26 protein-coding genes and 1 pseudogene are annotated in these 21,636 nt (G+C 59.6%); 14 read left to right on the top strand and 13 right to left on the bottom strand.

All coding sequences use genetic code 11. The annotated features are described in order from the left end of the window. Nucleotides 1–387: 387 nt before the first annotated feature. Nucleotides 388–720, top strand: coding sequence for a DUF952 domain-containing protein (locus tag ACED88_RS10030; RefSeq protein WP_423817086.1), 333 nt, complete (start codon nt 388–390; stop codon nt 718–720). A gap of 422 nt (nt 721–1,142) precedes the next feature. On the opposite strand, the gene ACED88_RS10035 is transcribed toward ACED88_RS10030, so the two are convergent. Further along, the gene (locus ACED88_RS10035) at nt 1,143–1,613 is read right to left on the bottom strand and encodes a DUF3817 domain-containing protein (RefSeq protein ID WP_449109503.1); all 471 of its coding nucleotides are present in this window, start codon (nt 1,611–1,613) and stop codon (nt 1,143–1,145) included. 104 nt (nt 1,614–1,717) lie between these two features. Between ACED88_RS10035 and ACED88_RS10040 the strand changes: the two genes are divergently transcribed. Continuing rightward, nucleotides 1,718–2,062, top strand: a complete 345-nt coding sequence (locus ACED88_RS10040; RefSeq protein ID WP_237201324.1) for a DUF2200 domain-containing protein — start codon at nt 1,718–1,720, stop codon at nt 2,060–2,062. Nucleotides 2,063–2,175: 113 nt separating this feature from the next. On the opposite strand, the pseudogene ACED88_RS10045 reads toward ACED88_RS10040, so the two are convergent. Beyond that, nucleotides 2,176–2,523, bottom strand: a pseudogene (locus ACED88_RS10045) (NADPH-dependent FMN reductase); the annotation flags it as partial. Nucleotides 2,524–2,718: 195 nt separating this feature from the next. Between ACED88_RS10045 and ACED88_RS10050 the strand changes: the two are divergent. Further along, the gene (locus tag ACED88_RS10050) at nt 2,719–3,369 is read left to right on the top strand and encodes a dienelactone hydrolase family protein (RefSeq protein WP_449109504.1); all 651 of its coding nucleotides are present in this window, start codon (nt 2,719–2,721) and stop codon (nt 3,367–3,369) included. A gap of 161 nt (nt 3,370–3,530) precedes the next feature. Here ACED88_RS10050 and ACED88_RS10055 read toward each other — a convergent pair whose 3' ends face one another. Further along, complete coding sequence (locus ACED88_RS10055) at nt 3,531–4,094, bottom strand: hypothetical protein (RefSeq protein WP_185174883.1); 564 nt, start codon at nt 4,092–4,094, stop codon at nt 3,531–3,533. A gap of 177 nt (nt 4,095–4,271) precedes the next feature. Between ACED88_RS10055 and ACED88_RS10060 the strand changes: the two genes are divergently transcribed. The 4 genes from ACED88_RS10060 to ACED88_RS10075 all read left to right on the top strand — a co-directional run bounded on the left by ACED88_RS10060 (nt 4,272) and on the right by ACED88_RS10075 (nt 7,870). Beyond that, entirely contained in the window at nt 4,272–4,766 is a 495-nt protein-coding gene (locus tag ACED88_RS10060; RefSeq protein ID WP_449109505.1) for an adenylyl-sulfate kinase, read from the top strand. A 226-nt stretch (nt 4,767–4,992) separates the two neighbouring features. Continuing rightward, entirely contained in the window at nt 4,993–5,592 is a 600-nt protein-coding gene (locus tag ACED88_RS10065) for a recombinase family protein (RefSeq protein ID WP_449109530.1), read from the top strand. A gap of 35 nt (nt 5,593–5,627) precedes the next feature. Next, a complete protein-coding gene (locus tag ACED88_RS10070; protein ID WP_449107089.1) occupies nt 5,628–7,049 on the top strand; it encodes a Mu transposase C-terminal domain-containing protein in 1,422 nt (473 codons plus the stop codon). After that, nucleotides 7,046–7,870 carry an AAA family ATPase gene (locus ACED88_RS10075; protein WP_449109506.1) on the top strand — a complete coding sequence of 275 codons (825 nt, stop codon included), beginning with the start codon at nt 7,046–7,048 and terminating at the stop codon, nt 7,868–7,870. Before ACED88_RS10070 ends, ACED88_RS10075 begins: the two co-directional genes overlap by 4 nt. Nucleotides 7,871–7,915: 45 nt before the next feature. Here ACED88_RS10075 and ACED88_RS10080 read toward each other — a convergent pair whose 3' ends face one another. Continuing rightward, nucleotides 7,916–8,923: a serine hydrolase domain-containing protein gene (locus ACED88_RS10080; protein WP_449109507.1), complete on the bottom strand. Its 1,008-nt coding sequence runs from the start codon at nt 8,921–8,923 to the stop codon at nt 7,916–7,918. 33 nt (nt 8,924–8,956) lie between these two features. Here ACED88_RS10080 and ACED88_RS10085 point away from each other — a divergent pair, with 33 nt between their 5' ends. After that, nucleotides 8,957–9,370 carry an ASCH domain-containing protein gene (locus ACED88_RS10085; RefSeq protein WP_449109508.1) on the top strand — a complete coding sequence of 138 codons (414 nt, stop codon included), beginning with the start codon at nt 8,957–8,959 and terminating at the stop codon, nt 9,368–9,370. A gap of 13 nt (nt 9,371–9,383) precedes the next feature. Here ACED88_RS10085 and ACED88_RS10090 read toward each other — a convergent pair whose 3' ends face one another. Genes ACED88_RS10090 through ACED88_RS10105 form a run of 4 tightly spaced genes read right to left on the bottom strand, consistent with a single transcriptional unit; the run spans nt 9,384 to nt 11,446 of the window. Further along, nucleotides 9,384–9,671, bottom strand: a complete 288-nt coding sequence (locus ACED88_RS10090; RefSeq protein ID WP_449109509.1) for a type II toxin-antitoxin system RelE/ParE family toxin — start codon at nt 9,669–9,671, stop codon at nt 9,384–9,386. A 2-nt stretch (nt 9,672–9,673) separates the two neighbouring features. Beyond that, a complete protein-coding gene (locus ACED88_RS10095; protein ID WP_237186177.1) occupies nt 9,674–9,943 on the bottom strand; it encodes a type II toxin-antitoxin system RelB/DinJ family antitoxin in 270 nt (89 codons plus the stop codon). Between the two features lie 58 nt (nt 9,944–10,001). After that, nucleotides 10,002–10,694, bottom strand: a complete 693-nt coding sequence (locus ACED88_RS10100) for a LysE family transporter (protein ID WP_449109510.1) — start codon at nt 10,692–10,694, stop codon at nt 10,002–10,004. Further along, nucleotides 10,691–11,446 carry a hypothetical protein gene (locus ACED88_RS10105; RefSeq protein WP_449109511.1) on the bottom strand — a complete coding sequence of 252 codons (756 nt, stop codon included), beginning with the start codon at nt 11,444–11,446 and terminating at the stop codon, nt 10,691–10,693. The genes ACED88_RS10100 and ACED88_RS10105 overlap by 4 nt, the downstream gene beginning before the upstream one ends. 40 nt (nt 11,447–11,486) lie before the next feature. Between ACED88_RS10105 and ACED88_RS10110 the strand changes: the two genes are divergently transcribed. Then, complete coding sequence (locus tag ACED88_RS10110) at nt 11,487–12,740, top strand: MFS transporter (RefSeq protein ID WP_449109512.1); 1,254 nt, start codon at nt 11,487–11,489, stop codon at nt 12,738–12,740. Here ACED88_RS10110 and ACED88_RS10115 read toward each other — a convergent pair. From ACED88_RS10115 to ACED88_RS10130, 4 genes are all read right to left on the bottom strand, one after another. Beyond that, a complete protein-coding gene (locus ACED88_RS10115; protein ID WP_449109513.1) occupies nt 12,737–13,825 on the bottom strand; it encodes an NAD(P)-binding domain-containing protein in 1,089 nt (362 codons plus the stop codon). The genes ACED88_RS10110 and ACED88_RS10115 overlap by 4 nt on opposite strands. A 94-nt stretch (nt 13,826–13,919) precedes the next feature. Further along, entirely contained in the window at nt 13,920–14,657 is a 738-nt protein-coding gene (locus tag ACED88_RS10120; protein ID WP_449109514.1) for a hypothetical protein, read from the bottom strand. A 56-nt stretch (nt 14,658–14,713) separates the two neighbouring features. Continuing rightward, the gene (locus ACED88_RS10125) at nt 14,714–15,721 is read right to left on the bottom strand and encodes a Clp protease N-terminal domain-containing protein (RefSeq protein WP_449109515.1); all 1,008 of its coding nucleotides are present in this window, start codon (nt 15,719–15,721) and stop codon (nt 14,714–14,716) included. 5 nt (nt 15,722–15,726) lie between these two features. After that, on the bottom strand, nt 15,727–15,975 hold the full coding sequence (locus ACED88_RS10130; protein ID WP_449109516.1) for a hypothetical protein: 249 nt from the start codon (nt 15,973–15,975) through the stop codon (nt 15,727–15,729). A gap of 225 nt (nt 15,976–16,200) precedes the next feature. On the opposite strand from ACED88_RS10130, the gene ACED88_RS10135 reads away from it, so the two are divergent. Then, the gene (locus tag ACED88_RS10135) at nt 16,201–17,196 is read left to right on the top strand and encodes an acyl-CoA thioesterase (protein WP_449109517.1); all 996 of its coding nucleotides are present in this window, start codon (nt 16,201–16,203) and stop codon (nt 17,194–17,196) included. Between the two features lie 61 nt (nt 17,197–17,257). On the opposite strand, the gene ACED88_RS10140 is transcribed toward ACED88_RS10135, so the two are convergent. After that, nucleotides 17,258–17,962: a DUF4190 domain-containing protein gene (locus ACED88_RS10140; protein ID WP_449109518.1), complete on the bottom strand. Its 705-nt coding sequence runs from the start codon at nt 17,960–17,962 to the stop codon at nt 17,258–17,260. Nucleotides 17,963–18,148: 186 nt separating this feature from the next. On the opposite strand from ACED88_RS10140, the gene ACED88_RS10145 reads away from it, so the two are divergent. From ACED88_RS10145 to ACED88_RS10160, 4 genes are all read left to right on the top strand, one after another. Next, the gene (locus ACED88_RS10145; RefSeq protein WP_449109519.1) at nt 18,149–19,357 is read left to right on the top strand and encodes a class I SAM-dependent methyltransferase; all 1,209 of its coding nucleotides are present in this window, start codon (nt 18,149–18,151) and stop codon (nt 19,355–19,357) included. Next, on the top strand, nt 19,354–19,809 hold the full coding sequence (locus ACED88_RS10150) for a 23S rRNA (pseudouridine(1915)-N(3))-methyltransferase RlmH (RefSeq protein WP_237193935.1): 456 nt from the start codon (nt 19,354–19,356) through the stop codon (nt 19,807–19,809). Before ACED88_RS10145 ends, ACED88_RS10150 begins: the two co-directional genes overlap by 4 nt. Before the next feature lie 10 nt (nt 19,810–19,819). Then, nucleotides 19,820–21,256, top strand: coding sequence for a glycoside hydrolase family 1 protein (locus tag ACED88_RS10155; RefSeq protein WP_449109520.1), 1,437 nt, complete (start codon nt 19,820–19,822; stop codon nt 21,254–21,256). A gap of 169 nt (nt 21,257–21,425) precedes the next feature. Continuing rightward, nucleotides 21,426–21,635, top strand: coding sequence for a hypothetical protein (locus ACED88_RS10160; RefSeq protein ID WP_237193929.1), 210 nt, complete (start codon nt 21,426–21,428; stop codon nt 21,633–21,635). The last annotated feature ends 1 nt before the right edge of the window (nt 21,636 follow it).

Below are 21,636 nucleotides of genomic sequence, written 5' to 3' on the forward strand. Positions count from 1 at the left end.
GTTGTACGCTGGTGTAGCAACGGTCTTGTCCGGTATGGCTTGAGGTTATTTGTAGAGATTTAACGCTCATATTTTTGTCGCGGGTGGGGCCGTTGTCTAGTTGGTGGGTGTGGGGTGCGTGTCTACTTTTGAATAAGCCTCTATTGCTTCGTTTCAGGTGCTCTTGGCCCCGGAGGAGACCGGACTAGCACCCGACTCATAAGCCCAAGCAGAACTTATAAGAACAGTATCTGTGGATTGTATTGGCGACTAAATAGGCTTATAGAGAAATAATGTTTGGGATCTAGAGGAGCCTTTGGAAGCTCATTTGAATCTGTAAGTGGCCAATTCAGGTTAGAGGCGCTGGTATTTGAAAACAGGTAGTGTACGTGTCTAGGAGGAACTTCAGTGACGATTTATCACATAGCTTTGCCCGAAGAATGGGAACAAGCGCAGAAACTTAAGGTGTGGGTTCATTCGACGCGTGGAGTGAGTATCAACGAGCAGGGATTCTTGCATGCTTGCGCGGATATGGATCAGGTAAAGCGAGTTTCAGACTTCATCTATGGTGACAGGCCAGATATTCTCGTCCTTGAAATCGACCCCCGTAAATTAGAGTCTGCTGGGTTCACTGTTCGATGGGAACCAGCAGACCCTTCTAATCCTAGTTCCGAGTTGTTTCCGCATGTTTATGGAGGACACCTACCCCTGTACCTGTTCAAAGTTCTCCATCGCAAGTAGGTAGTACAAGCACATTCAAAGATTGGTGGTACGCAAAAGTGCGTCATATAGGCAACGTAGCCTAATGCGAACCAAGGGTAAAAGGGTGATTCAGCATCAACCACTTAGGTCTATTTGAGGCGGCATGATGCTGTTAAGATAAAAACGTACCGGGCAAATCTGCCCGGTACGTTCAAAAATCAAATAGAGGAGGTTTAGAAGTGGTAACGACACTTCTGAACCTAGTTCTGATTCTAGCTGCGCTGGTAGCGATTGTCGATAGCCTATTGGGCATCGTCGAGAAGCTTCTGAAGCTGCTAGATAACGAGGACTAGGAATATAGGGTGCAGAGGCCTCGGTCTCTGCACCGCCTCCTCTATTTGATAAACGCCCTCAACTCTTATTGAAAGGGTTGAGGGCGTTTCGTTAGGCGAAAGTAGTTGCTAGTTCTTGGGCACGGGCGGGCCCGCCAGCAGGAGCACCACAAAGAGCAGAACCACGAAGGCAAGCAACAGGGCGCTGGCCAGGGCGGGCTTGGCCAGGACCCAGGCCTGGGCTTTCTCCAGCAGGCCGGACGGCGCCGCCCCGCCTGGTGCCAGACGCCAGCCCCCGCACAGTAGACCCCGCTTATCGAGGAAAAGCTCAAAGGGAACAGTCGCAAAGGGAATCACCGACAGGAGCAGACCGGCGATGCCCACGGGAGCCTTCCACTGCTGGTTTACCCAGGTAAAGACAGTCACCACGCAGTAGCTCAGAAAAACAAACCCGTGAATACCACCGGCAATGGGCACAAGGTTGGTTACGTCGGTAGCCCGCAGAATCAGGGCCGTAATCAACAGGGCCCAGGTAATCATCTCAGCGGTAGCAAAAATACGGAAGAGCGCCCGAGGGGTGGGCTTAGAATCTGGTCGCATGGGGCCTTTCAGAGTGAATGGAAGATAGACAGCAAAGGGTTTATCACCGCTACCTACTGTACAGGTTTACCGCAGGTGGGGGGCAGGGCACTAAGCTTGGGATCATGACCCACAAAATCTTTGACATGCCCCTAGCTGAAGTATGGCCCCACTACCTGGCCAAGGTAGAGCGCAAGGGCCAGGACACCGCCCTGGTAGAGACCGTTACCTGCTGGCTGACGGGTTACAGCCCGGCTGACCTGGCCCGCCACCTTGAGGAGCGGACGTCCTTCCGTGACTTTTTCGCCTCAGCTCAGCTCAACCCCGCCGCGCACCTGATAACCGGCTCCATCTGCGGCTATAAGGTGCAGGAAATTGAAGACCCCCTCATGCAGCAGATTCGCTACCTCGACAAACTCGTTGACGAGGTCGCCAAGGGCCGTCCGCTCGAAAAAATCTTGCGGTCCTAACCTCTCACCTGGGCTTACTGTAGAGCCTCACTCAAAGCCGCATCCAGAGCAGGCAGGCCCTGCTCGTAGTCGGCAAAGGCGGTGGCGGCATCAGCTATCTTGCCCTCGGAGTCTTACATGGCCCGGCTTAGCTTGATATTGACGGCAGCTGGCACCAGCACCAGGCCGTAGTTGGGGCAGGCTGACTCAAACTGGGCCGCCGACTTCAACCCGGCCCCAAAACCGTAGGACACCACCGCAACCGGCTTGCCCTCCCACTCGGCAAAGAGATAGTCCATAGCGTTCTTCAGCACGGCAGGCACACCCCCGTTGTACTCGGGCAAGGCCACCACAAAACCGTCAAAGCCAGAAACCAGCTCAGACCAATCGCGGGTGTGCTGGTGCTGGTAAGGAGCCCCCGACTTAGGGGAGGCTGGCTCATCGAAGTGAGGTAGGTTCTGCTCTGCTAGGTCAATGATTTCGTAGGTGTGGTTCTCTCAACCGACGGTAATGCGGGTAGGACGGGTAGACCCAAGAATAAGACCGATACGGGCCACAATAACTCCTCTAGCTTGATTAGGGCGGTTTATCCCAGTGTAAAGGGGTGGGGCTTCTATACAGTAACGTATAACCAAACGAGCTGACCCAAGTACACAGGTCAGGGAAGAAAGAAGGCTATGACCACCATCGTCCTTTTCCATCACGCAGCGGGGCTGACGGACGGCGTCCGCGCGCTCGCTCACCGCCTGGAGGCTGCCGGGCACCTGGTTTTTACCCCTGACCTGTACGACGGGCACCGCTTCACCACCATCGAAGAAGGCATGACCCATTACCAGCAGCTTACTCATGAAAAGCTCCTGGCCCGGGCGCAGGCTTCCGTAGCGGCACTCACCGGCCCCTTTGTGGTAGCAGGGGTGTCTCTGGGGGCGATGGTCGCCCAGACCCTGGCCCAGACGGACGCCCGCGCCCAGGGCCTGCTCGCCCTGGAGGGCTTCGTTGACCCTACCTACCTGCCCGGTATCCTGCCGGTTTCCTTTCCGGTAGCGATTCATGGCGGTGGCGCTGATACCTGGTTTGCTGAGGACGCTCCGGCAGCCCTCGCCTACACCACGTCGTCAGCTACAGCCAGCTGCGATTTCTACGAGGGAGCTGAGCACCTCTTCACCGATTCGACCTGGCCAACTTATTCACTGGAGCTGACTAGCCTGGTGATGGAGCGTGCCCTGGCCTGGTTAGCTGACCTGCCTGAGCATAGCCGGGAAGGCTTTAGTCTGCCCGATGCAGATACGGTGGGGGAGTACGGGGAGCCTGGGCCTCTCAGGGTGTGAATGTGATCGATAAATGGCGTGGTTCTGCGATCGCTCTGTGGCGTGGTTCTGCGATCGCTCTGTGGCGTGCAGGCCCGACATCGCACCGAAAGCTGTCATCTTAAACGGGGTCGCGTTACACAAAGGGGCATGAGATTTTGTATCCGATCGTGCCCTGCCCCTCACACGGCTTCACGGTCGGGAGGGAACGCCACCGCCCTGATAGCTGCGACCGTCTGTTCTTGGGTTAACGAGGAAACGTCGATGTCGGTAAACGCGCGTTGGAGCCATGCCGACTGTTGAAAGACTGGGAAATTGTTCAGCCGCCATTGCAGAGCATTAGGCTCTTCGGTGTCTTCTTCTGCGCGGCGTCGGTGTTCTACCGGGTCGATGTTCAGTACCACAGGCGTGAGTCGGATTGATGGATCAAAGTCTGAAGTAATCTCCGACCAATAGTCCTCCACCGTCACAGTCTGAGGCACAACGATGATCATAGGGCTGTCTTCCGGCAACTCCCGGAGGATAGCGTTAAGCGTAGACGCCACAAGTTTCCTCCACGCGGGCCACTCCTGGAAGTCCTGGACTGGCACCACCGGCTGAAGAACAGGCCTCAAAAGAGCCCCGATCTCTTCAGGGTCCACGATCACCGCACCGGGAACTTTCTGTGCCAACAACTTCGCTGCCGTTGTCTTGCCTGAACCGAACGTACCATTGATCCATATGACGTGTGGCTGAGTCTGCTGCATGCGCGCAGTCTACCTTTCGATACCTCTGCCTCACTCGAAGTGGTCTGCTGCCACACACGAGAAGATCATGACGCCACTAGTCGGAGAAACCGTTGACCAGCGCCTCGACGATGAGCAAGCCGTTGATAGTCCTCCAACCTCCGGACATGTCATCATGAGCCCATGAACAACCCGCACATGCTCCTGATCGGAGGGCGGTCCGGCGTGGGAAAGTCCACCGTGGCCTTCGCCCTCCATGGCCTACTGTCAGCACGTGGCGTCCAGCACGCCGTCATCGAGGGCGATGCTCTCGACCTCGCGTATCCGGCACCGTGGAAACAGCAGATGGCAGAGCGAAACCTCAGGGCCATATGGAACAACTACGCCGCCGACGGGTATCGCCGACTGATCTACACCAACACCGTCAGCGTTCTGGAAGCAGACAAGCTAGTCCGGGCACTGGGGAAAGATACCGAAGTAACCTCCGTGTTGCTGCAAGCATCCGATAAGACAACGGAAGAGAGACTAGGGTGCCGCGAACAAGGTGACAGCCTGAGAGACCACGTCGACAGGAGCGCACGAGCTGCCCGATTCCTTGACGCTCGATCTCCAAGCGCCGCTCACCGAATCGCCACCGACACCCTACGGCCCGACGGTATTGCCGAGAAGATCATTCAAATCCTTAAGTGGTGACCCCTACACATCTTCCTTTGTCGCAAAAACATATAAACGGCGTATGCACCCCGGCTCGAGATGAGATCGCCTCATAAAGCTAAAGGTTTACAAGACACGCACAACGAGCATCTCAAAATCCGCGGCTCCTGCGGAAACCAACACGAAAAATGTCTTACCAACCTGTCTCACCGAAAAGTGTCCCGCCTTCTTCCATGCTGGGATTTAGTGAGGCATGATGGTGGGTATGAGACTGTTGGGCTACACCCGGGTATCCACCGTCGGTCAGGATCCGACACTTCAACACGACGCCTTGGTCACCGCCGGGGTCCAGAACCGTGATGTCTTCAGCGATGTCACCTCCGGGGCGAAGAATGCGATCGAGCGTCCCGGAATGAAGAAACTTCTCGCCTATGCCCAACCCGGTGACACGGTGGTGGTGTGGCGCATCGACCGGCTGGGCCGATCCCTGCTCGACGTACTCAACACGGTGAACCTGCTGCGCGAACGAGAGGTGAAGATTAAGTCGGTCTCTGACGGCATCGACCCGGAGACGTCCTCGGGTCGGCTGATGCTCGGGATGCTGGGGACTCTGGCTGAGTACGAACGAGAACTGATCACCGAACGCGTCAACGCCGGCATCGCCGCAGCGAAAGCCCAGGGCACCCGCTTCGGTCGACCACCTGTGGATCCAGAGGTGGTCGACCGCAAGCTCGCTCTCGTCGCCGAGGAGAGAGCCAAAGGCCGTAGTGCCGAAGACGCAGCGAGCATGGTCGGCTGGTCGAGGGCAACACTGTACCGGCATCTGCAGGGTGCTAAACGACGACAGTCAGCACTGCCCGCCTGATGCGGGCACAATGACCAGGTCGTGAGGTGATGGTGATGGACGAGATGCAGCGCTGGGAGATCCTTCGCCTGCACATCGAAGACGGCATCACCCTGACCGACCTGGCACGGTCCACCGGCATCAGCACCCGCACTCTATCCCGGTGGGCTGCCCGCTACCGGGCCGACGGAATCCACGGTCTGCGCACCACCACACGATCCGATGCCGGGGCACATCGCATATCCGCGGAACTGGTCGCCTACATAGAACACCTCGGGCTCACCAGGCCACGTCCATCGATGGCCGCCCTGCACCGCCTGGTGAACTCCCGAGCACAGCAACTATCGGTGAAACCACCCAGCTACGCCACGGTGCGTGGCATCATCCAAGCGCTTGACCCGGCGATGGTCACCCTCGCTCTGGAGGGTCCGACGTCCTACCGGGATCGACACGAACTCGTCTACCGGCACCGGGCTGAACGCCCCAACGCCATCTGGCAGGCCGATCACACCCAACTCGACATTCTCATCCAGAACCCGGACGGCACGCCGACTCGCCCCTGGCTCACCATCATCATCGACGACTACTCCCGGGCAGTGTGCGGCTACATGGTCACCACCACCGCGCCCTCAGCGATGAACACCGCCCTGGCACTGCGCCAAGCTATCTGGCGGAAAACAGACCCCACTTGGGCGATGTGCGGTATTCCCGACGTCCTCTATGTCGATCACGGCTCCGACTTCACCAGTGGCCACATCACATACACCACGACAGCGCTGAAGATCCGGATCATCCATTCAACTATTGCCCGTCCGCAGGGGCGCGGCAAGATCGAGCGGTTCTTCAGCACCGTCAACACCGAACTGCTCACCACCCTGCCCGGCCACCTCGCCCCTGGCGTCCGAAACCCACACCCCGTATTGGACCTGACAAGCCTGGATACCGCTGTCGGCGAGTTCATCAGCAGCTATAACCAACGCACGCATTCTTCAATCAACACCAGCCCGAAGGCCGCGTGGATCGGACGGGGATGGATTCCCAGGATGCCAGAGAACCTGGAAGAACTCGACGGGCTCCTGCTGCGGGTCTCCACCCACCGCCGGGTGCAGCGAGACGGCATCCACTTCCAAGGACAGCGCTACCTCAGTCCGACCCTGGCACCTTTTGTCGGCCATGACGTCACCATCCGCTACGACCCGAGGGATCTCTCCGAGATCCGGGTCTACGACCACGACACGTTGCTGTGCGTCGCCGTGGATGAAGACCACCCCAACCAGCGCTACAGCCTGCCAGATATCCAGGCCGCTCGTCGACGCCGACGACGTCAACTACGTGCCGAAATCAACGAGCGCATCCCCACCCACGAGGCACGCCCAACAGACCGTGCCCCTGTGAACCCCGATGTGAACGCCGAAACGCCACGTCTGCGTGGCCGTGCGTCTCGCCTGCGGACCTACGAAGAGGACCTGTCACCATGAGCCGCGACTTCATCGTCACCAAAGAACACCGCCGCTTCGTCGAGTTCGCCAACACCATCCGCAAAGACACCACCATCGGCATCTGCCACGGCGAGGCAGGAGTCGGCAAAACACAGTCCGCCAGACGGTACGCCCGGTACGCCCACTGGGACACCCTGGGAACGTTCATCGACGCCTGGGGGCCACGCAGTGAATCAGACCTGGCCATCTACGCGACGGCCCATCGGACCCGGACCATCTTCTACACCCCTGAGGTACAACCGAAGTACCGGACGTTGATCAAGGACATCGAGTTCTACCGGGGAAAACTCGATGCCTGCATCATGGAGCATCTGATGGCCACCTGGCAGCGAGACAGGCTCCACATGCGCAGATCCAGTGGTGAGAAGCTCACCCAACTGATCATCATTGATGAGGCAGAACGATTGCCTCCCACCGCCCTGGAGATGCTGCGCGACATCCATGATCGTGACGGTGTGGCGATCATGTTCATCGGCATGCCCGGCATTGACCAGCGCTTCCGGCACTACCCCCAGCTGTTCAGCCGGCTTGGGTTCTCTCATCGCTACCGTGCCCTGGGCAAAGACGAGCTGCTGTTCGTGCTGAACCGGCACTACAAGCGCCTAGGTAGAGAACTGGACCCGGAGGACTTCACAGATGCGCAAGCCATCGCCGCGATCGAGCGACTGACCCGCGGCAACTTCCGCGTAGTGGAGCGATTGTTCCCCCAGATCAAGCGGGTGTTGAAGATCAACGAGTTGGAGACCATCACCGACGATGTCATTGAGGCTGCTGCCAGCACCCTGGTCCTCGGGCACTGACGAGAACGTCCTGCTGTCGTCGTGGCCTCGTACAGAGGATGTCGCTTACACCGCCGCATCCAGCATTGTCATCGCGACGGGCTCGATGTCCGCGTCGGGATACGGGCTGACCACCGAGATGAACGCCCCTCGTCGGCGCTGGCGATCCAGCACCATGTGAGCGCCGAATCCGGAGGCGTAACCGTTGTGCCACACCAGGGGTCGATCGGATCTGTCTTCAACAAACCACCCCGCCGCGACAGATTTAGTGTCATCAGTGAAGCGCACTCGGAAAGCATCCTCGTAGACACAGTCATCGGCGAGAAGGGTTGACATGACCGTGGCGAAATCATGGGCGCTTCCCCTGATCCCTCCGGCCGGTCCATAGCCTTGCCCGGTCCAGGGCAGTTGGTCAGTGCCCCACACGGTGACAGCGTTGAGGTCATGCGGGAGGTTTCGCTGTGCAGGTTGCTGAGCGCGCAGGCGTGAACACCCCAGCGGTATCGTCAGCCTGTTTCGCACCAGCGTCGGGTAGTCCGCCCCGTCGGCGGCCGCTAACGCGTGGCCCAATGCTGCGGCAGCGAGGTTGGAGTAGCTGAAGCGCCCGGCATGATGGACACGCGATCGGCGAAGTTGGTTCATCAGATCGGCGAGGTTCTCGGGTTGTGGATCACCACCTGTCAGTACAGCACTGAGCGCTCGGGCTGCTGAGCGGATTCCCCCGCCGGTGGCAGGCAGTCCTGAGGTGTGGGTCAGGCAGGACTCCAAAGTCGCTTCACCGGCAGCTGTTCCGGCCAGGGGGAGGTAGTCTTCGAGCCGGTCGTGCGGTGAGATCAGCCTGGTCTGCACCATGTCGGTGTAGATCAAGCCGTTGAGGGCTTTGCTGATTGAACCGATGTGGAACGTTTTCTGCAGGTCGCACCCGATCGTGGCGATGCGAGTGCCTGCCGGGCCGACTGTGGCGAGACAGGCGGCATAGACGGGACGCTTGAGCGGCAAGGAGTTGAGTAGAAGGCCTGCCAGAGCGGTGTCACCGTCTGTCGTTGATGCGTTTGTGAGACAGGTGGGTTTCATACCTGTTCACCCTACCAGCGACGCGTCTCACGAGTGGACACTCTGAGGGCGCCACACAGCGATCAAGATGTCACGCCATTTAGCGGACAAAGTCACACTCTCAGGGATAAGCTGGTGAAAGCGCTTCTGAACGGGCAGAAAACAGCAACCTCTTCTCTTTACAGGCACTACCTAGAAGCCGGCGAAGATCTGCCAGGTGTGGGACAGACCGAGCTGGTGATTGACTCAGCCGGTCAGCCCGTGTGCCTACTTGAAACAACCCGGTTGGAACTCGTGGAAGCTCACGATGTTACCGACGAATTTGTTCGGGCCGAGGGCGAAGGCTTTGACAGCTGGGATGAGTGGTGGAGCGCCCACCGGAGTTTCTGGTCAGAGGGAGATGAGGGCATGCCCGTAACTCCCAAAGACCTGGTGGTCTGCCAGTGGCTCAAACTCGTAGCCCCATAAAGGGCATGATGGCTCAAAAGAGGTCGTCGTGTGATCCTGTTCGCAGGAAATATGCGTGAGTTTCGGTTGTTCTCCAGATTAATAGCCAGTCACCGGCATTTGCCACGTGGCATTCCTTTGCGCCTGCCCAGTTGCCTTTCAAAGTGTGCATTCGGTGGCGACGCCGCAGTTCTTCCATGGAATCCGGTGAATTGTCCAAAATTAGCTCAGTGACAGATTTCAGATGCTCAAGGTTGACCCGTTTTTTCTGAAGCTTTTTAATATCTCGTGCGAAAGCTGGTGTGTATTCGGGTAGAAGCACGATTAGATTCCTAGGTCATTAAACATGTCCTGGGCATTCTTAAATCTGCTGGTGCCCTCCTTTTCCATCGTTAGTGAATCAGAGATGGCTTCTTGGGTTTCTGCGTTTGGCTGGGGGTATTCCAGGGTAAGCGGTATGCGCTGCTCGCGTACTACCTGGCGGTAGAAGGCACGGGTGATGGACGATAGGTCTAACCCAAAGTCTTCTGCAATACGGGCTGCTTCGCGCTTGGTTGCTTCGTCAACTCGCACAGTTACAGTCGATGTTGTCATACAAATATACTCCTTTGTCGTACAACCAGTCTATGCCCTCCATGCCCAGTCGGGAACCCTAGTGCCCTGAAAAAACCATGAGGGCAGCCACCAGAATGAAGAGGGACCCAAAGACCCGGTTGAGGATTCTCTGCCCTCGCTCTGAGTGAGACAGCTTGGTCAGGGATTTGGCCACCACGGCAAAGCCGCCCCACATGACCACTATGTCTATGGCAACCATAGTGCCCGCGAGCACCAGGTATTGGGGCAGCTGCGGAGCGTCTGGCCGCACGAACTGGGGCATGAAGGCCAGAATAAAAACAATGGCCTTGGGGTTGGACATATTCACCCAGAAGCCCCGATTAAAAAGAGCCAGGGGAGCACCCGGGGCCAGGCGGCCACTCACGCGGGTGCGACGTCCTTGCCCCGCCTGGGCTGACGCACCCGCCCCGCTTTCTGCCTCGTCGCGGGCCTGCTCTGGGGTTTGGGGGCGGGCAAGGATCATGCGCAGACCCAGGTAAACCAGGTAGGCCGCCCCGCCGTAACGAATCACATCGAAAAGCACCGGCGAATTAGCAACCACCACACCCAGGCCAGCGGCCACAATAGCGATCTGCACCACCAGGGCCAGCTGCTGGCCCATGACCGTGAAGAAGGCTTTCCTCCATCCGTACAGCAGGGAGGTCGTCATAGTGTTGACGGCACCGGCACCGGGAGTCAAAGAAATCACCAGGCAAGCAGCGACAAGGGAAAGCCAAAGGGTAAGGGTCATAGCTCCTCTTGTGCGTCTAAAACCTGCCGGAACCATACCTTTTCAAAAGCGCTATGCTCCTTGCTTTCTAAGGCAATCTCACACCAGTTCCTGACCTCGGAACGGTCGAGAATTTCTGCCTGACATAGTGCTGGTAGCAGGAATCCCTGAACGGTTTGAACCGGCAGTCGGCTCTCATCGGTCTGCCGCAAGGAAAGCCCCTTGACACTTGGCCCCAGGAAAACTGCCCTAACCATGTGGCGGCACTCCATCGGGTTCTGTACTAGCACGTCATATACCCACCCCAAGTGGAAACGACCGGTTAAGAAAACGAAGCCAGCCTCGCGTGACGTTGGCAGAGATACGTCATAACGCCCATTAAACCACTCGGCGGCTCGGAGAATTGCTGCCGTTCTGTCATAGTTTTGAGGAGCCTTGATGTAGAGTCCGCTCCAGGCTTCAAAAACCTGTGTCAGGGAATCCGGAAAAAGCTCTGGTATCGACTCCCCAATGAACCGATGAGATAGAGGCACCTTACGCAGCAAAGAATTCACATCAGGGAACGCGACAACCTCAGCTGCGTGACGGTGCTCCTCAGTGAGCGGGCCGTACCATTGCTGGGACACTTCTTCCGGTGCACCCTTCAACATGACTTGAGCCAATGGCTTGAGCGGGGCCAACACCTGCATGCGTTCTTCAAGCTCTACACGCTGAAGATGATGCACCAGGTTTTCCGCTTGACCCTGGGCGAGAAAATCTAGGAGCTCAGACATAAGCCCAGTCTACCCGGGGGCACCCCTATAATTGGTAGCCATGAATACCCACCAGCAGCGCCGCATCCTCTGGGCCCTTGCCCTCACCCAGGTCTTTGGAACCATCGGGGTAGGGGCAGCCCCCTCCATCGGGGTACTCCTAGCCAGCGAGGTCACCCAGAACGAGGCGCTCGCAGGGATAGCCCGCACCGCCTCCACCTTCGGGGCGGCCCTCTTTGGCGTACCGCTTGCTCATCTTGCTGCCCGCACCAGCCGCCGCACCGCCCTCACCACCGGCTGGGCCACCGCCACTCTAGGGGCTACTATCCTGGCCTGGGCGGCTTCTGGCACCAGCATAATCCTAGTTGCCCTCGGCCTGCTTCTTATGGGGGCCGGTTCCGCCGCCGCCCTCCAAGCCCGCTTCGCCGCCACCGACCACGCCTCTGACGCCAAGCGTGGTTCAGCCCTCAGCTTCATCGTCTGGGTAGGCACTATCGGCTCCGTCCTTGGCCCTAACATCGGCACCCCGGCCGCTGCGCTCGCTTCCTCTTTGAGTACCACCCTCTACAGTGCAGCCTTTGCCCTGGCCGCCCTTGCGCTAGGGGTTGCAACCCTGTTGGTTTTCGTCCTCCTGCCGGGTAATAAAAAGGACGCCGCACCTGGCTTGTCTACCGCGGGGCAGGGGATAGGTGCGTCCGGCCAGAAAAAACCCAGCCTGGGAGCCAAAGTCGGTGCTTTTACCCGCGAAATAGCGGGCAACCGGCAGGCCCGGTACGCGGCTATCAGCCTGCTAGGGGCCCACATGGTCATGGTATCGGTGATGACCATGACCCCGGTGCACATGAACCATCAGGGCTCAGGCATTGAGATCATCGGTCTGACCATCAGTCTGCACGTCCTTGGCATGTACGGGCTCTCGCCCCTGATGGGGCTGGGTGCCGACCGGCTGGGGGAGCGTACCATGATTTTGCTCGGTACTACCTTGCTAATTCTGGCTGTTGCTTTAGGTGCCCTTGCCCCTCACAGCACACCTGCCATGGTGGCAAGCCTGATTCTGCTGGGGGTGGGCTGGTCGGCAACTTTTGTGGCGGCCTCGGCCCTCTTTGCAGCCTCTCTGCCGACTGAAAGCCGCACCCGGGCCGCAGGCGGATTGGACTCACTGACCAACCTGGGCGCAGCAACCGCGGCTCTGGCTTCGGGGTTCATTATGGCGGCAACCTCCTTCCCGACCCTGGCCTGTATTGCAGCTCTAGCTCTTGTGCCCTCCCTGGTTCTGACCCGGCCGCTACGCGAAATCGGTAGCGGGAGTCGTTAGCGGGTCAGCAGCCTGTGCAGCTTGCGCACCGCAATCCTGCCTGCCCGGTTAGCTCCCACCGTGGACTGGCTGGGCCCGTATCCGATGAGGTGTAGGCGGGGCTCTGAGGCAACCTGGGTGCCGTCCATCTGGATGGCTCCTAGCTCATTGCGAAGACCTAGCGGGTCAAGGTGGGCGAGCGCCGGCTTGAAGCCGGTGGCCCACAGGATGGTATCAAGGTCGGTATGACTACCGTCTGCCTCGATGATACCGGTAGCGTCGATTCTGCTGAACATGGGGCGGCGCTTCAGGGCCCCGCGGGCTTTGGCGGCTCGGGCGTAGAGCGTCCACCCCAGGCCGGTGTAGCTGACCACTGACCCGGTGGGGCGGCCTGCTTCAGCATCGGCGGTGACGCGGGCGACCACGTCGCGGCCGTATTCGGTGTTGAACTCGGTATTACGGAAGACGGGCTCGCGGCGGGTGTACCAGAAGGTGGTTGCGACCCGGGAGATTTCCTCCAGCTGCTGCACGGCAGATATACCGCCGCCCACGATACCTACCCGCTGGCCGGTGAAGTCCTCAAGTTTCACGTAGTCGCGGGTGTGCAGTTGCCGTCCCCGAAAGGACGCCTGCCCCGGGTAGGCGGGCAAGATAGGGTTATTCCAGGTTCCGGTTGCGTTGATGAGCGCGGACGCCTGCCAGATACCGTTGGTGGTGGTCAGTTCAAAGGGGGTAGCCGGGTCATTGATTCTGGTGACAGAAAGGACGTCTACCGGCCGGGCGATAGCCAGCTGTTGGGTTGCCTCGAAGTCGGCAAAATAGGCTGGTATTGTCTGTTTGCTGGGTTGGGTGAGCTCTACCTGTGGGCGGGGGAAATCGGGGAGGTCGAAGATGTTGTTGACGGTGGCCATGGTGAGCGATTCCCAGCGGTGGCGCCAGGCCCCGCCGGGACCTTCGGCAGCATCGAAAACGATATAGGTCAGTGGGGCTGTGGGGTGGGTGAGGGCGTTGGCGTAACCGCGCTGGGCTAGATGGTAGCCAGCGGATAGACCAGCCTGCCCGCCGCCGATAACGATGACGGTTGCGGAACGGACCATCTGATGCATAGGTGCTCTTACCTTTCAATCCCAATGCGGTTTTGGTATCCAGCTTAGTCTGGTTCATCCGTAGGTAGCGGGCTAGCCTGGGGTGCCCGAGAAACTAGAGTTCTAAGAATTCATCGAGCGACAAGCTAGCTATCAGCCGTGGTGTGCCACTACCGTCGGGGGCGAAGATGAGCGTCCACCCGGCGTCCGGATAAAAGCCGTAGGCTTTGTCAAACTTACCCTGGTGGGTAAAAAGCACAGTGTTGGTACCTGCTGGTGGGGGAGTGACGGTGCGGTTACGCAGACCCTGGAGGGATTCTTCGAGCTCCTGCTGGTCGGTGAAGTAGAGGGAGCCGGTTAGGTCACGGTTGACTTCAACGGGGGTGTCCATCGCCTGGTCGGCATGCTGGTAGACGAAGTAGTACTCACTGGAGAGCGCGGACGATACCGGAATACCAAGTTCGCGGTACTTGGCACCCAGCTGGTTCATGCGGTCGATGCTGGTTTCTGAGATGCGCTGACCGTCATCGATGAAACCATCAGGTGCTGCGCTTGGGCTAGCGGGCCGGGTTGCCCCGGTGTAGCGGTGAACAAGCACCAGCCCACCCTCAGCTAGCTGCTGGGCGAGATTATCGGGTGTTTCGGGGGAGGTATCCCCTAAATCGTCGCTGGTGGCGGTAACTAGCTGGGTGCCAGAAGCTGAGTTAGGAGTGCTTGGAGCGCCCGTTGCTACGGGTGCTGCGGCATTGCTGGGCACTGGTGAGTCGGTGCTCTCTGGAGTTGCTAGGGGTGAGCTACAGGCAGCTAGGGCGAGGACGGCAACCGTTGCGAGGGCTGGTTTAATGCGGGTCATAGTCTTCTCCTTTGAAGCTGTGTTGACACCAGCCTAACGACAAGAAACTTTCAATATCAAGTATTGTGACGCTGGGTGACAGCGCTGCGGATCTGACCTGCCAGGGATTCAGCCTGAATGGTGGCGACCCAGCGGGTCACAGGGCGCAGAGTTGCACCGAGCGGACGGCGGAGCCACCGAATGTTCCTCGGCAGGTTAGCTTCCGGCGCTCGCAACCACCCACTGGTGACCTGAACGAGAGTTCCCGACTCCTGGGGGTTCAAAGTGACCTCAATGAGCTGGGTGTTGAACTTCGGCTGGTGGGGAAAGCCCAGCTCATAGGCAACCCGGTGGGTGCTTTGACTCTGGGACAGCTTGGTCTGCCGGATGCTGCGGGTTAGGGAATCCTGGTGAACCCGCCCAAACTTCTTCACCTGGTCAAGTTCTGTGGTGTAGCCCAGCCAGACCCCGTCTGTGGGGTTAGGTTCAACGAGGTCAATTGCTGGAACCCAGCGTGCGAGCTCTTGCGGTTCCTTGATGAGGTCCCAGACTTTTTCTATCTCAACAGGGATAAACACCGTGCGGGTTGAGCTGAGGCGGCGGGGGTCGGCCTCGTCTGCTGGTGCCTGGGGTGCGTCTGAAAGGGTAGAAGTGCCAAGTTTTTTCAGGCTCTGACGGATCGTTTCGGCGGTCAGTCCGCAGGCGGTCACCACTTCTTGGATGACGCCGGTGGGTTCATCTAGGAGTGCTAGGGCAAGTGCCTGCGGGGTGGGGTTTTGGTGCAAGAACTTCTGAGCTCGGTCGGTGAAAGTGAAGTCGGCTAGGCCTGGGAGGGAATGACGGGCTGGTGCCTGGTGGATACCCAGTGAAGCAAGCAGGGAATGCTCCAGCGATGAGAGGGCTGCTTCGACCCTGTGGTGGGTGAGCCCCTGCTTGCGCAGCGTGGCTCCGACGGCACCCGGGTCAAGTGTTAGGGCAATCAAGAGGTCCTGGGTATCAATGAGCGTTGAGCCTCTGGTGGATGCTGATGTTCGCGCCGCGGTGATCAGGGCAAGATAATCAGCCCAGCGTGTAGCGGTAGTCATGGTTACTAGGGTACCTTTCTGCGCGGAAGGGGAATGCTGGGATCAATGCGTTTGGCATACTTCTTGTGAACGGCCTGCCTGCTCGCCCCCAGGCAGTCGGCTATTGCCTGCCAGCTCATGCCGGCCCGCAGGGCTGCTTCGACCTGCTGGTGTTCTAGGTTATCGGTGAGTGAGCGCAGGGTAGCTATGGCAAGGAGGCCTCGCCGGGGGTCTGTGGTGTCTGCTGCCTGCTGGGTTGCGTGGGGGAGCTCCATGGTGTCAACTTTAGTTGCTCAACGAAAAAGGTGTCAACCATGGTTGACACCTTTCTCAGGGCTGAGACGCAGCTCGGTACAACGCAGCGCATGCCGTACGATATAACAATCACATAACGGCATCACCCGGTGGCAAGGACGCCACCACCGCCCCACTTGCCCAGAGCAGGCAGTAGGCAGGCGACGTCCGCACCATTACCACACAGCACCAGAAAGAAACCCGCCATGACCCAGCTAGACCCACAGCCCTCCATCACCCTACGTTTTCTCGCAGCCCCCACCGACGTACTCATCGCAGGGGCAAGCGGCGTACACGGCGGACGGGTCCTCGAATGGATCGATAAGGCCGCCTACGCCTGCGCCGCCGGCTGGTCGGGCACCTACTGCGTCACCGCCTATGTGGGGCATATTCACTTCACCCGCCCCATCCCCTCGGGGCACATGGTCGAGGTGCGCTCCCGCATTGTCTACACCGGCCGCTCCACCATGCATATCGTCAACGAAGTGCTCTCCGCTGACCCCAGGGACGGCAACTTCACCCGCGCCTGCGACTGCCTGGTTATCTTCGTTGCTATGGGCGAAGACCGCAAACCTACCCCTGTTACTCCTTATGTGCCCGTGACCGACGAGGAGAAGCGGGTGCAGCAGGCGGCGCTCTCTCGCGTGGAACTCCGCAAGGCCATTGAAGCCGAAATGACTTCTCAGACCTACACGAGCGCGTCCACCGCCCCCGAAGTCACCCACCGCTTCTTGGCTAAGCCCACCGACGTGAACTGGGGCGGGAATGTGCACGGCGGCACCGCCATGGAATGGATTGACGAAGCGGCCACCAGTGTCACCATGGCCTGGAGTGGCGAGCGCACTGTCGCTGTTTACGCCGGTGGAATTCGCTTCTACCAGCCGGTGCACATCGGGGACCTGGTGGAAGTGACCGCCCGCCTGGTCCGTACCGATGCGCGGTCCATGGGTGTGATGGTGCACCTGCGCGCCGGTAATCCGAGGGAACGCCACGACCAGCTACCCCTGGCGATCCACGCCGCCATGACCTACATGGCAACCGACCTCGATGGCCAGCCCCTACCGGCCCGCCCCTTCACGCCCACTACCGATGAAGATAAGGCCCTTCACGCTCACGTGGCCCGCCTGCGAGCCCTGCGCGCTGAATACGAGCCCATGCCCCTGGTGGCACCCCAGCAGGCAACCATTAAGATGACCGACTAAAACACAAAGGGGCCCCGCACCTTCCCGGTGCGGGGCCCCTTGTCGTTGGGGGCGGCGGGGTTTATTCGATGCCGCAGTTGACGGCGTCCAGGCCCAGGTCGAACACAACCTCGTTCAGGGCAGACTCAAAGGTAGCTGCATCAGAGGCATTGACAGCATCGATAGCGGTGGTCAGTGAAGCCCGCATCTCTTCGGTAGGAGCGTTGTCACGAAGCTTAGTCAGTGAAGCCAGGTAACCGTCTAAGGTGGTGGCATCCTGCTGGATGCCATCAGAGGCGACCAGGAACTCATCGAGAGCAACACAGTAGGGGGAGGCGGGGTCAAGGGCAGCGGTGGTTGCCGCATCGGAGGCCAGGGCGGACGCCTCGTCGGCAGCTGCCGATGCCTCTTCACTCACCTCTTCGGCAGCCAGGGCGCTAGCAGAGGACGAGCTTGCAGCGGCAGCCGATGACTCGTAGGCAGCTGCGGACTTGGCAACCTCGTTGAGCCCAGCAATCATGAGAATCGCGAAGATGATGCCGCTGATCAGGCTGATGAAGCCCACGACGATACCGGCAATGGCCAGGCCGCGGCCTTTCTCGCCGGTTCGCTTAATCTGGTTGAGGGCAACAAAGCCAAGCACGATACCGACGATGTTCACCAGGAAACCAAAAACGAGGCTGAGAATCGCTAGGGTGTTGGTCTTCTCGGTCTGGGGTGCCTGCTGCTGGTAGGGGTTGGTGTTGTAATTGGGTGCGGGGTAGGAGGAAGGCGTCTGTTCGCTCATGTCAATCTACTCGTTTCAGGTGTGTGGTGTGGGCAGGGCCTGGGTGCCCTACTCCCAGCATTTTATCAGCGGGCTGATAGAGAAGTCTGGAGTGTGGCTCCCTGTCGCCGCTATTCGGACCGCTATCTCACTCGGTGGACGCACCGCCCCACCTAGGTTCCTTACCGCCCGTGAGATACTAGAGGGGTGCCCACATCTAGTACCCACCACCTCACCCAGCTCGTGCCCCTCGACTCACTGAGCGCAGGCGCGGCAACCGCCCTTGACCGGCTTATCATCGCAGACGCCGCCGCATCCGGCCCCGACGGTGCTACTACCGGGGACGTGCTCGTCCTCGATGACCCCACCGGCGCCCTAACCTTCTGGGCCCTAGCGCACACCGCTCCCGGCAACCACCGGGTGATCAGCCGGCAACGCTCCTACACAGACGCCCTGACCCTGCACCGCACCCTCACAGAAAACGCTCCGGACGCCGCCGCCCGCCTTACCCTGACCGGGCTCGATCAAAACGGGGAAGTAGATTCCTCAACTTTCAGTCTCTATGAGGCTCTCGCCACCCACCGCTTCAACGGTGCCATCGCTCTGGGCCACCTACCCAAGAGTCACGCCGCGCTCGCCGACCTCGCCCATGATTTAGCGCGGTATCAGGCTGAGCAGGGGAGCGAGACTACCCTGATTCTGGGTGGCAATACCAAGCACATGAGTACCAGCTTCAATCAGACTCTGGGCCGCAGCTTCGGGCAGGTGCGAGGTCTGCGGGGTAAGGGCAAGCACCGCTGCCTGTTCGCTACAGCACCGGTCCCAGCATCTGAGTCCCCTCGCCCCGCCGGGCCCCTACAGGCTGTCGGTGGCGTGTTCTCAGGTGGCAAGCCCGACCGGGGCGGCCAATTGCTGGCCACCAACGTCCTCACTGCCCTGGCGAAGCATGCCCCTGCCCGCCCGCTGACCCTGGTAGATCTGGGGTGCGGCAACGGGTCGGTGACCCTCGAGGTTCTAGAGCACCTGCCTGCCGGGGTGGAGGTTGCCCGGGTCTGGGCTACCGACCTCGATGTGGACGCTGCCCGGTCAGCTGCCCTTAACCTGGGGCAGGACGCCCGGGTTCAGGTGAGCTGGGACGACGCCGGTTCTCGCCTGCCCCAGGGGGTAGCCGACATCGTCATGCTCAACCCGCCCTTTCACACCGGAACCGCGGTTGACCTTAGCCTGGTGGGCCCGCTGCTTGACGCTGCCTTGCGCCTGCTCGCTCCCGGTGGGCAGCTCTACCTGGTGCATAACTCACACGCTCGCTACCGGCCGCAGGTTGAAGAGCGCTTTGAACGGGTACGGCAACTAGAACGCACCCCCACCTTCACCGTTCTTACAGCCCGCGCACCCCTGACCGAGGAGAACCAATGACCATCAAAATTATTGCCATCGGCAAGAAGCACGAAAAGTGGGTCAAGGACGGCATTGACCGCTACGAAACCCGTCTGCGTAAACCCTGGGATATTACCTGGCAGTACTTGCCCCACTCGTCCCTGGCAGAAGAAGCTGCCCGGGCTGAGGAGTCCCGCCGCATTCTTGAAAAGGTCGATCGTGATGACTACCTGGTGCTGCTCGATGAGCGCGGTAAGATGCTGAGCTCTCCTGCCCTGGCTCGCCTGCTGGAAGCCCAGCTGGGCTTTAAGAAGGTAGTGCTGGTGATTGGTGGGGCCTACGGGGTGGACGATTCGGTGCGGGCCCGCGCCAATACCGTCTGGAGCCTCTCTGATCTGGTCTTCCCCCACCAGCTAGTGCGCTTAATCATCACGGAGCAGATATATCGAGCCGGTGAAATCGCCGCCGGCCGCCCCTACCACCACGTGTAGGGTGGAAAAGATGCAGACAGAGATTGAAAGGACGCCGCCGGTGAGTTTTCCTGAAGGATTTTTGTGGGGTGGTGCAACGGCCGCCAACCAGATTGAGGGTGCCTATGCTGAGGGTGGCAAGGGGCTGAGCGTGCAGGACGTGCTGCCGCGGGGGCTGGCGTCCGCCCCCACAGCCCAGCCGACCCCCGATAACCTTAAGCTTGAGGGCATCGACTTTTACCACCGTTATGCAGACGATATCGCCCTCTTTGCTGAACTTGGCTTTAAGGTCTTCCGCCTTTCTTTTGCCTGGTCACGGATTTTCCCGCGTGGGGACGAGGCTGAGCCCAACCCTGAGGGCCTGGCCTTCTATGATCGGGTTATCGACGAGCTGCTTCGCCACGGGATTGAGCCGCTGGTGACCTTGAGCCACTATGAGACCCCTTTGCATCTGGCTCGTGAATACGGCGGGTGGGCTAACCGGCAGCTGATTGGTTTCTTTGAGCGGTACGCCCGCTCTGTGATGACCCATTTTGCGGGCAGGGTTCGCTACTGGATTACCTTCAACGAGATTAACTCCGTGCTGCATTTTCCCTTCTTCTCGGGGCTTGAAGGAAGGCCTGACGAGATCGGGCCGCAGCGGCTCTATCAGGCGGTGCATCACGAACTGGTCGCCTCAGCCCGTGCCACCCGCCTGGCCCATGAGATTGACGGGCAAAACCGGGTGGGATGCATGATTCTGGCTGTTCCCCGCTACCCCCTGACCCCCGACCCGGCAGATGTGCTGGCTGCCCAGGTGGCCTCGCGCGATGACTATGTATTTGGCGACGTGCACTGCCGGGGCACCTACCCCGGCTACTTTCTCCGCAAGCTTCGGGAATTAGGGGTGCAGCTTGAGATTACCGAGCAGGACCGCCAGGATTTGCTGCATACGGTTGATTTCGTCTCCTTCTCCTACTACATGTCGGTGTGCGAAACTGCGGGGGCCGCAGACACCGGTGAGGGCAATATCATCGGGGGAGTGCCTAACCCCACCCTCAAGGCCTCAGAGTGGGGCTGGCAGATTGACCCGGTAGGCCTGCGCCTGGTGCTCAATGACTTCTGGGACCGTTGGGGCAAGCCCCTCTTCATCGTTGAAAACGGCTTGGGCGCCAAGGACCAGCTAGTGGAAGGTGGGGCGGACGGGTTCACGGTTGAGGACGACTACCGCATCGACTACATGCGAGAACACCTACTCCAGGTGCAGCAGGCCCTGGCGGACGGCGTTAACCTACTGGGTTACACCATGTGGGGCTGCATTGACCTGGTGTCGATGTCCACCGCCCAGATGTCCAAGCGCTACGGGGTGATCTATGTTGACCGGAACGACGACGGCTCAGGCACCCTGGCACGCTACCGCAAGAAGTCCTTTGACTGGTACCGGCAGATCATTGAATCTAACGGCCGCTCCCTGCATAACCCGCTCTAACCTGAACACCTTATTTCTTATGTCAGCCTTGCCTCATCTGCCCAGCAGGTGAGGCAAAGCTTTCTTCTGAAACCTGGCAGGTGCCGGCCTGGTAGCCGCCTCTACTCTGGGGGCTGCCGTAGTAGCTGTAGAAACCTATGGAGACCTGAAGAGTACTGAAACAACTTCAGTGACTAGCCCCGTGACCGAGCAGGCCTCACCCAGCGCAACCGCAACTGCAAGCCAGAATGCCACCACAGACACGAGCGATACCGGCAGCTCAACTAGCAGCGCGACAGAGAGCAGCACCGATACCGGTTCAAGTTCTTCAAGCTCAACCACCTATGTGCAGCAGGCCCTTGCCGGTTCCACCTCCCACACCACCAGTAGCGGCTCCTAGT

The organism is Rothia sp. 11273D007AR, from assembly GCF_053547255.1.

Excerpts from the sequence above, each read along its gene's own strand:
- ACED88_RS10035 (WP_449109503.1), bottom strand. The coding sequence starts at position 1,613 with ATGCGACCAGATTCTAAGCCCACCCCTCGGGCGCTCTTCCGTATTTTT.
- ACED88_RS10040 (WP_237201324.1), top strand. The coding sequence starts at position 1,718 with ATGACCCACAAAATCTTTGACATGCCCCTAGCTGAAGTATGGCCCCAC.
- ACED88_RS10050 (WP_449109504.1), top strand. The coding sequence starts at position 2,719 with ATGACCACCATCGTCCTTTTCCATCACGCAGCGGGGCTGACGGACGGC.
- ACED88_RS10055 (WP_185174883.1), bottom strand. The coding sequence starts at position 4,094 with ATGCAGCAGACTCAGCCACACGTCATATGGATCAATGGTACGTTCGGT.
- ACED88_RS10060 (WP_449109505.1), top strand. The coding sequence starts at position 4,272 with ATGCTCCTGATCGGAGGGCGGTCCGGCGTGGGAAAGTCCACCGTGGCC.
- ACED88_RS10065 (WP_449109530.1), top strand. The coding sequence starts at position 4,993 with ATGAGACTGTTGGGCTACACCCGGGTATCCACCGTCGGTCAGGATCCG.
- ACED88_RS10070 (WP_449107089.1), top strand. The coding sequence starts at position 5,628 with ATGGACGAGATGCAGCGCTGGGAGATCCTTCGCCTGCACATCGAAGAC.
- ACED88_RS10075 (WP_449109506.1), top strand. The coding sequence starts at position 7,046 with ATGAGCCGCGACTTCATCGTCACCAAAGAACACCGCCGCTTCGTCGAG.
- ACED88_RS10080 (WP_449109507.1), bottom strand. The coding sequence starts at position 8,923 with ATGAAACCCACCTGTCTCACAAACGCATCAACGACAGACGGTGACACC.
- ACED88_RS10095 (WP_237186177.1), bottom strand. The coding sequence starts at position 9,943 with ATGACAACATCGACTGTAACTGTGCGAGTTGACGAAGCAACCAAGCGC.
- ACED88_RS10100 (WP_449109510.1), bottom strand. The coding sequence starts at position 10,694 with ATGACCCTTACCCTTTGGCTTTCCCTTGTCGCTGCTTGCCTGGTGATT.
- ACED88_RS10105 (WP_449109511.1), bottom strand. The coding sequence starts at position 11,446 with ATGTCTGAGCTCCTAGATTTTCTCGCCCAGGGTCAAGCGGAAAACCTG.
- ACED88_RS10110 (WP_449109512.1), top strand. The coding sequence starts at position 11,487 with ATGAATACCCACCAGCAGCGCCGCATCCTCTGGGCCCTTGCCCTCACC.
- ACED88_RS10115 (WP_449109513.1), bottom strand. The coding sequence starts at position 13,825 with ATGCATCAGATGGTCCGTTCCGCAACCGTCATCGTTATCGGCGGCGGG.
- ACED88_RS10120 (WP_449109514.1), bottom strand. The coding sequence starts at position 14,657 with ATGACCCGCATTAAACCAGCCCTCGCAACGGTTGCCGTCCTCGCCCTA.
- ACED88_RS10125 (WP_449109515.1), bottom strand. The coding sequence starts at position 15,721 with ATGACTACCGCTACACGCTGGGCTGATTATCTTGCCCTGATCACCGCG.
- ACED88_RS10130 (WP_449109516.1), bottom strand. The coding sequence starts at position 15,975 with ATGGAGCTCCCCCACGCAACCCAGCAGGCAGCAGACACCACAGACCCC.
- ACED88_RS10135 (WP_449109517.1), top strand. The coding sequence starts at position 16,201 with ATGACCCAGCTAGACCCACAGCCCTCCATCACCCTACGTTTTCTCGCA.
- ACED88_RS10140 (WP_449109518.1), bottom strand. The coding sequence starts at position 17,962 with ATGAGCGAACAGACGCCTTCCTCCTACCCCGCACCCAATTACAACACC.
- ACED88_RS10150 (WP_237193935.1), top strand. The coding sequence starts at position 19,354 with ATGACCATCAAAATTATTGCCATCGGCAAGAAGCACGAAAAGTGGGTC.
- ACED88_RS10155 (WP_449109520.1), top strand. The coding sequence starts at position 19,820 with ATGCAGACAGAGATTGAAAGGACGCCGCCGGTGAGTTTTCCTGAAGGA.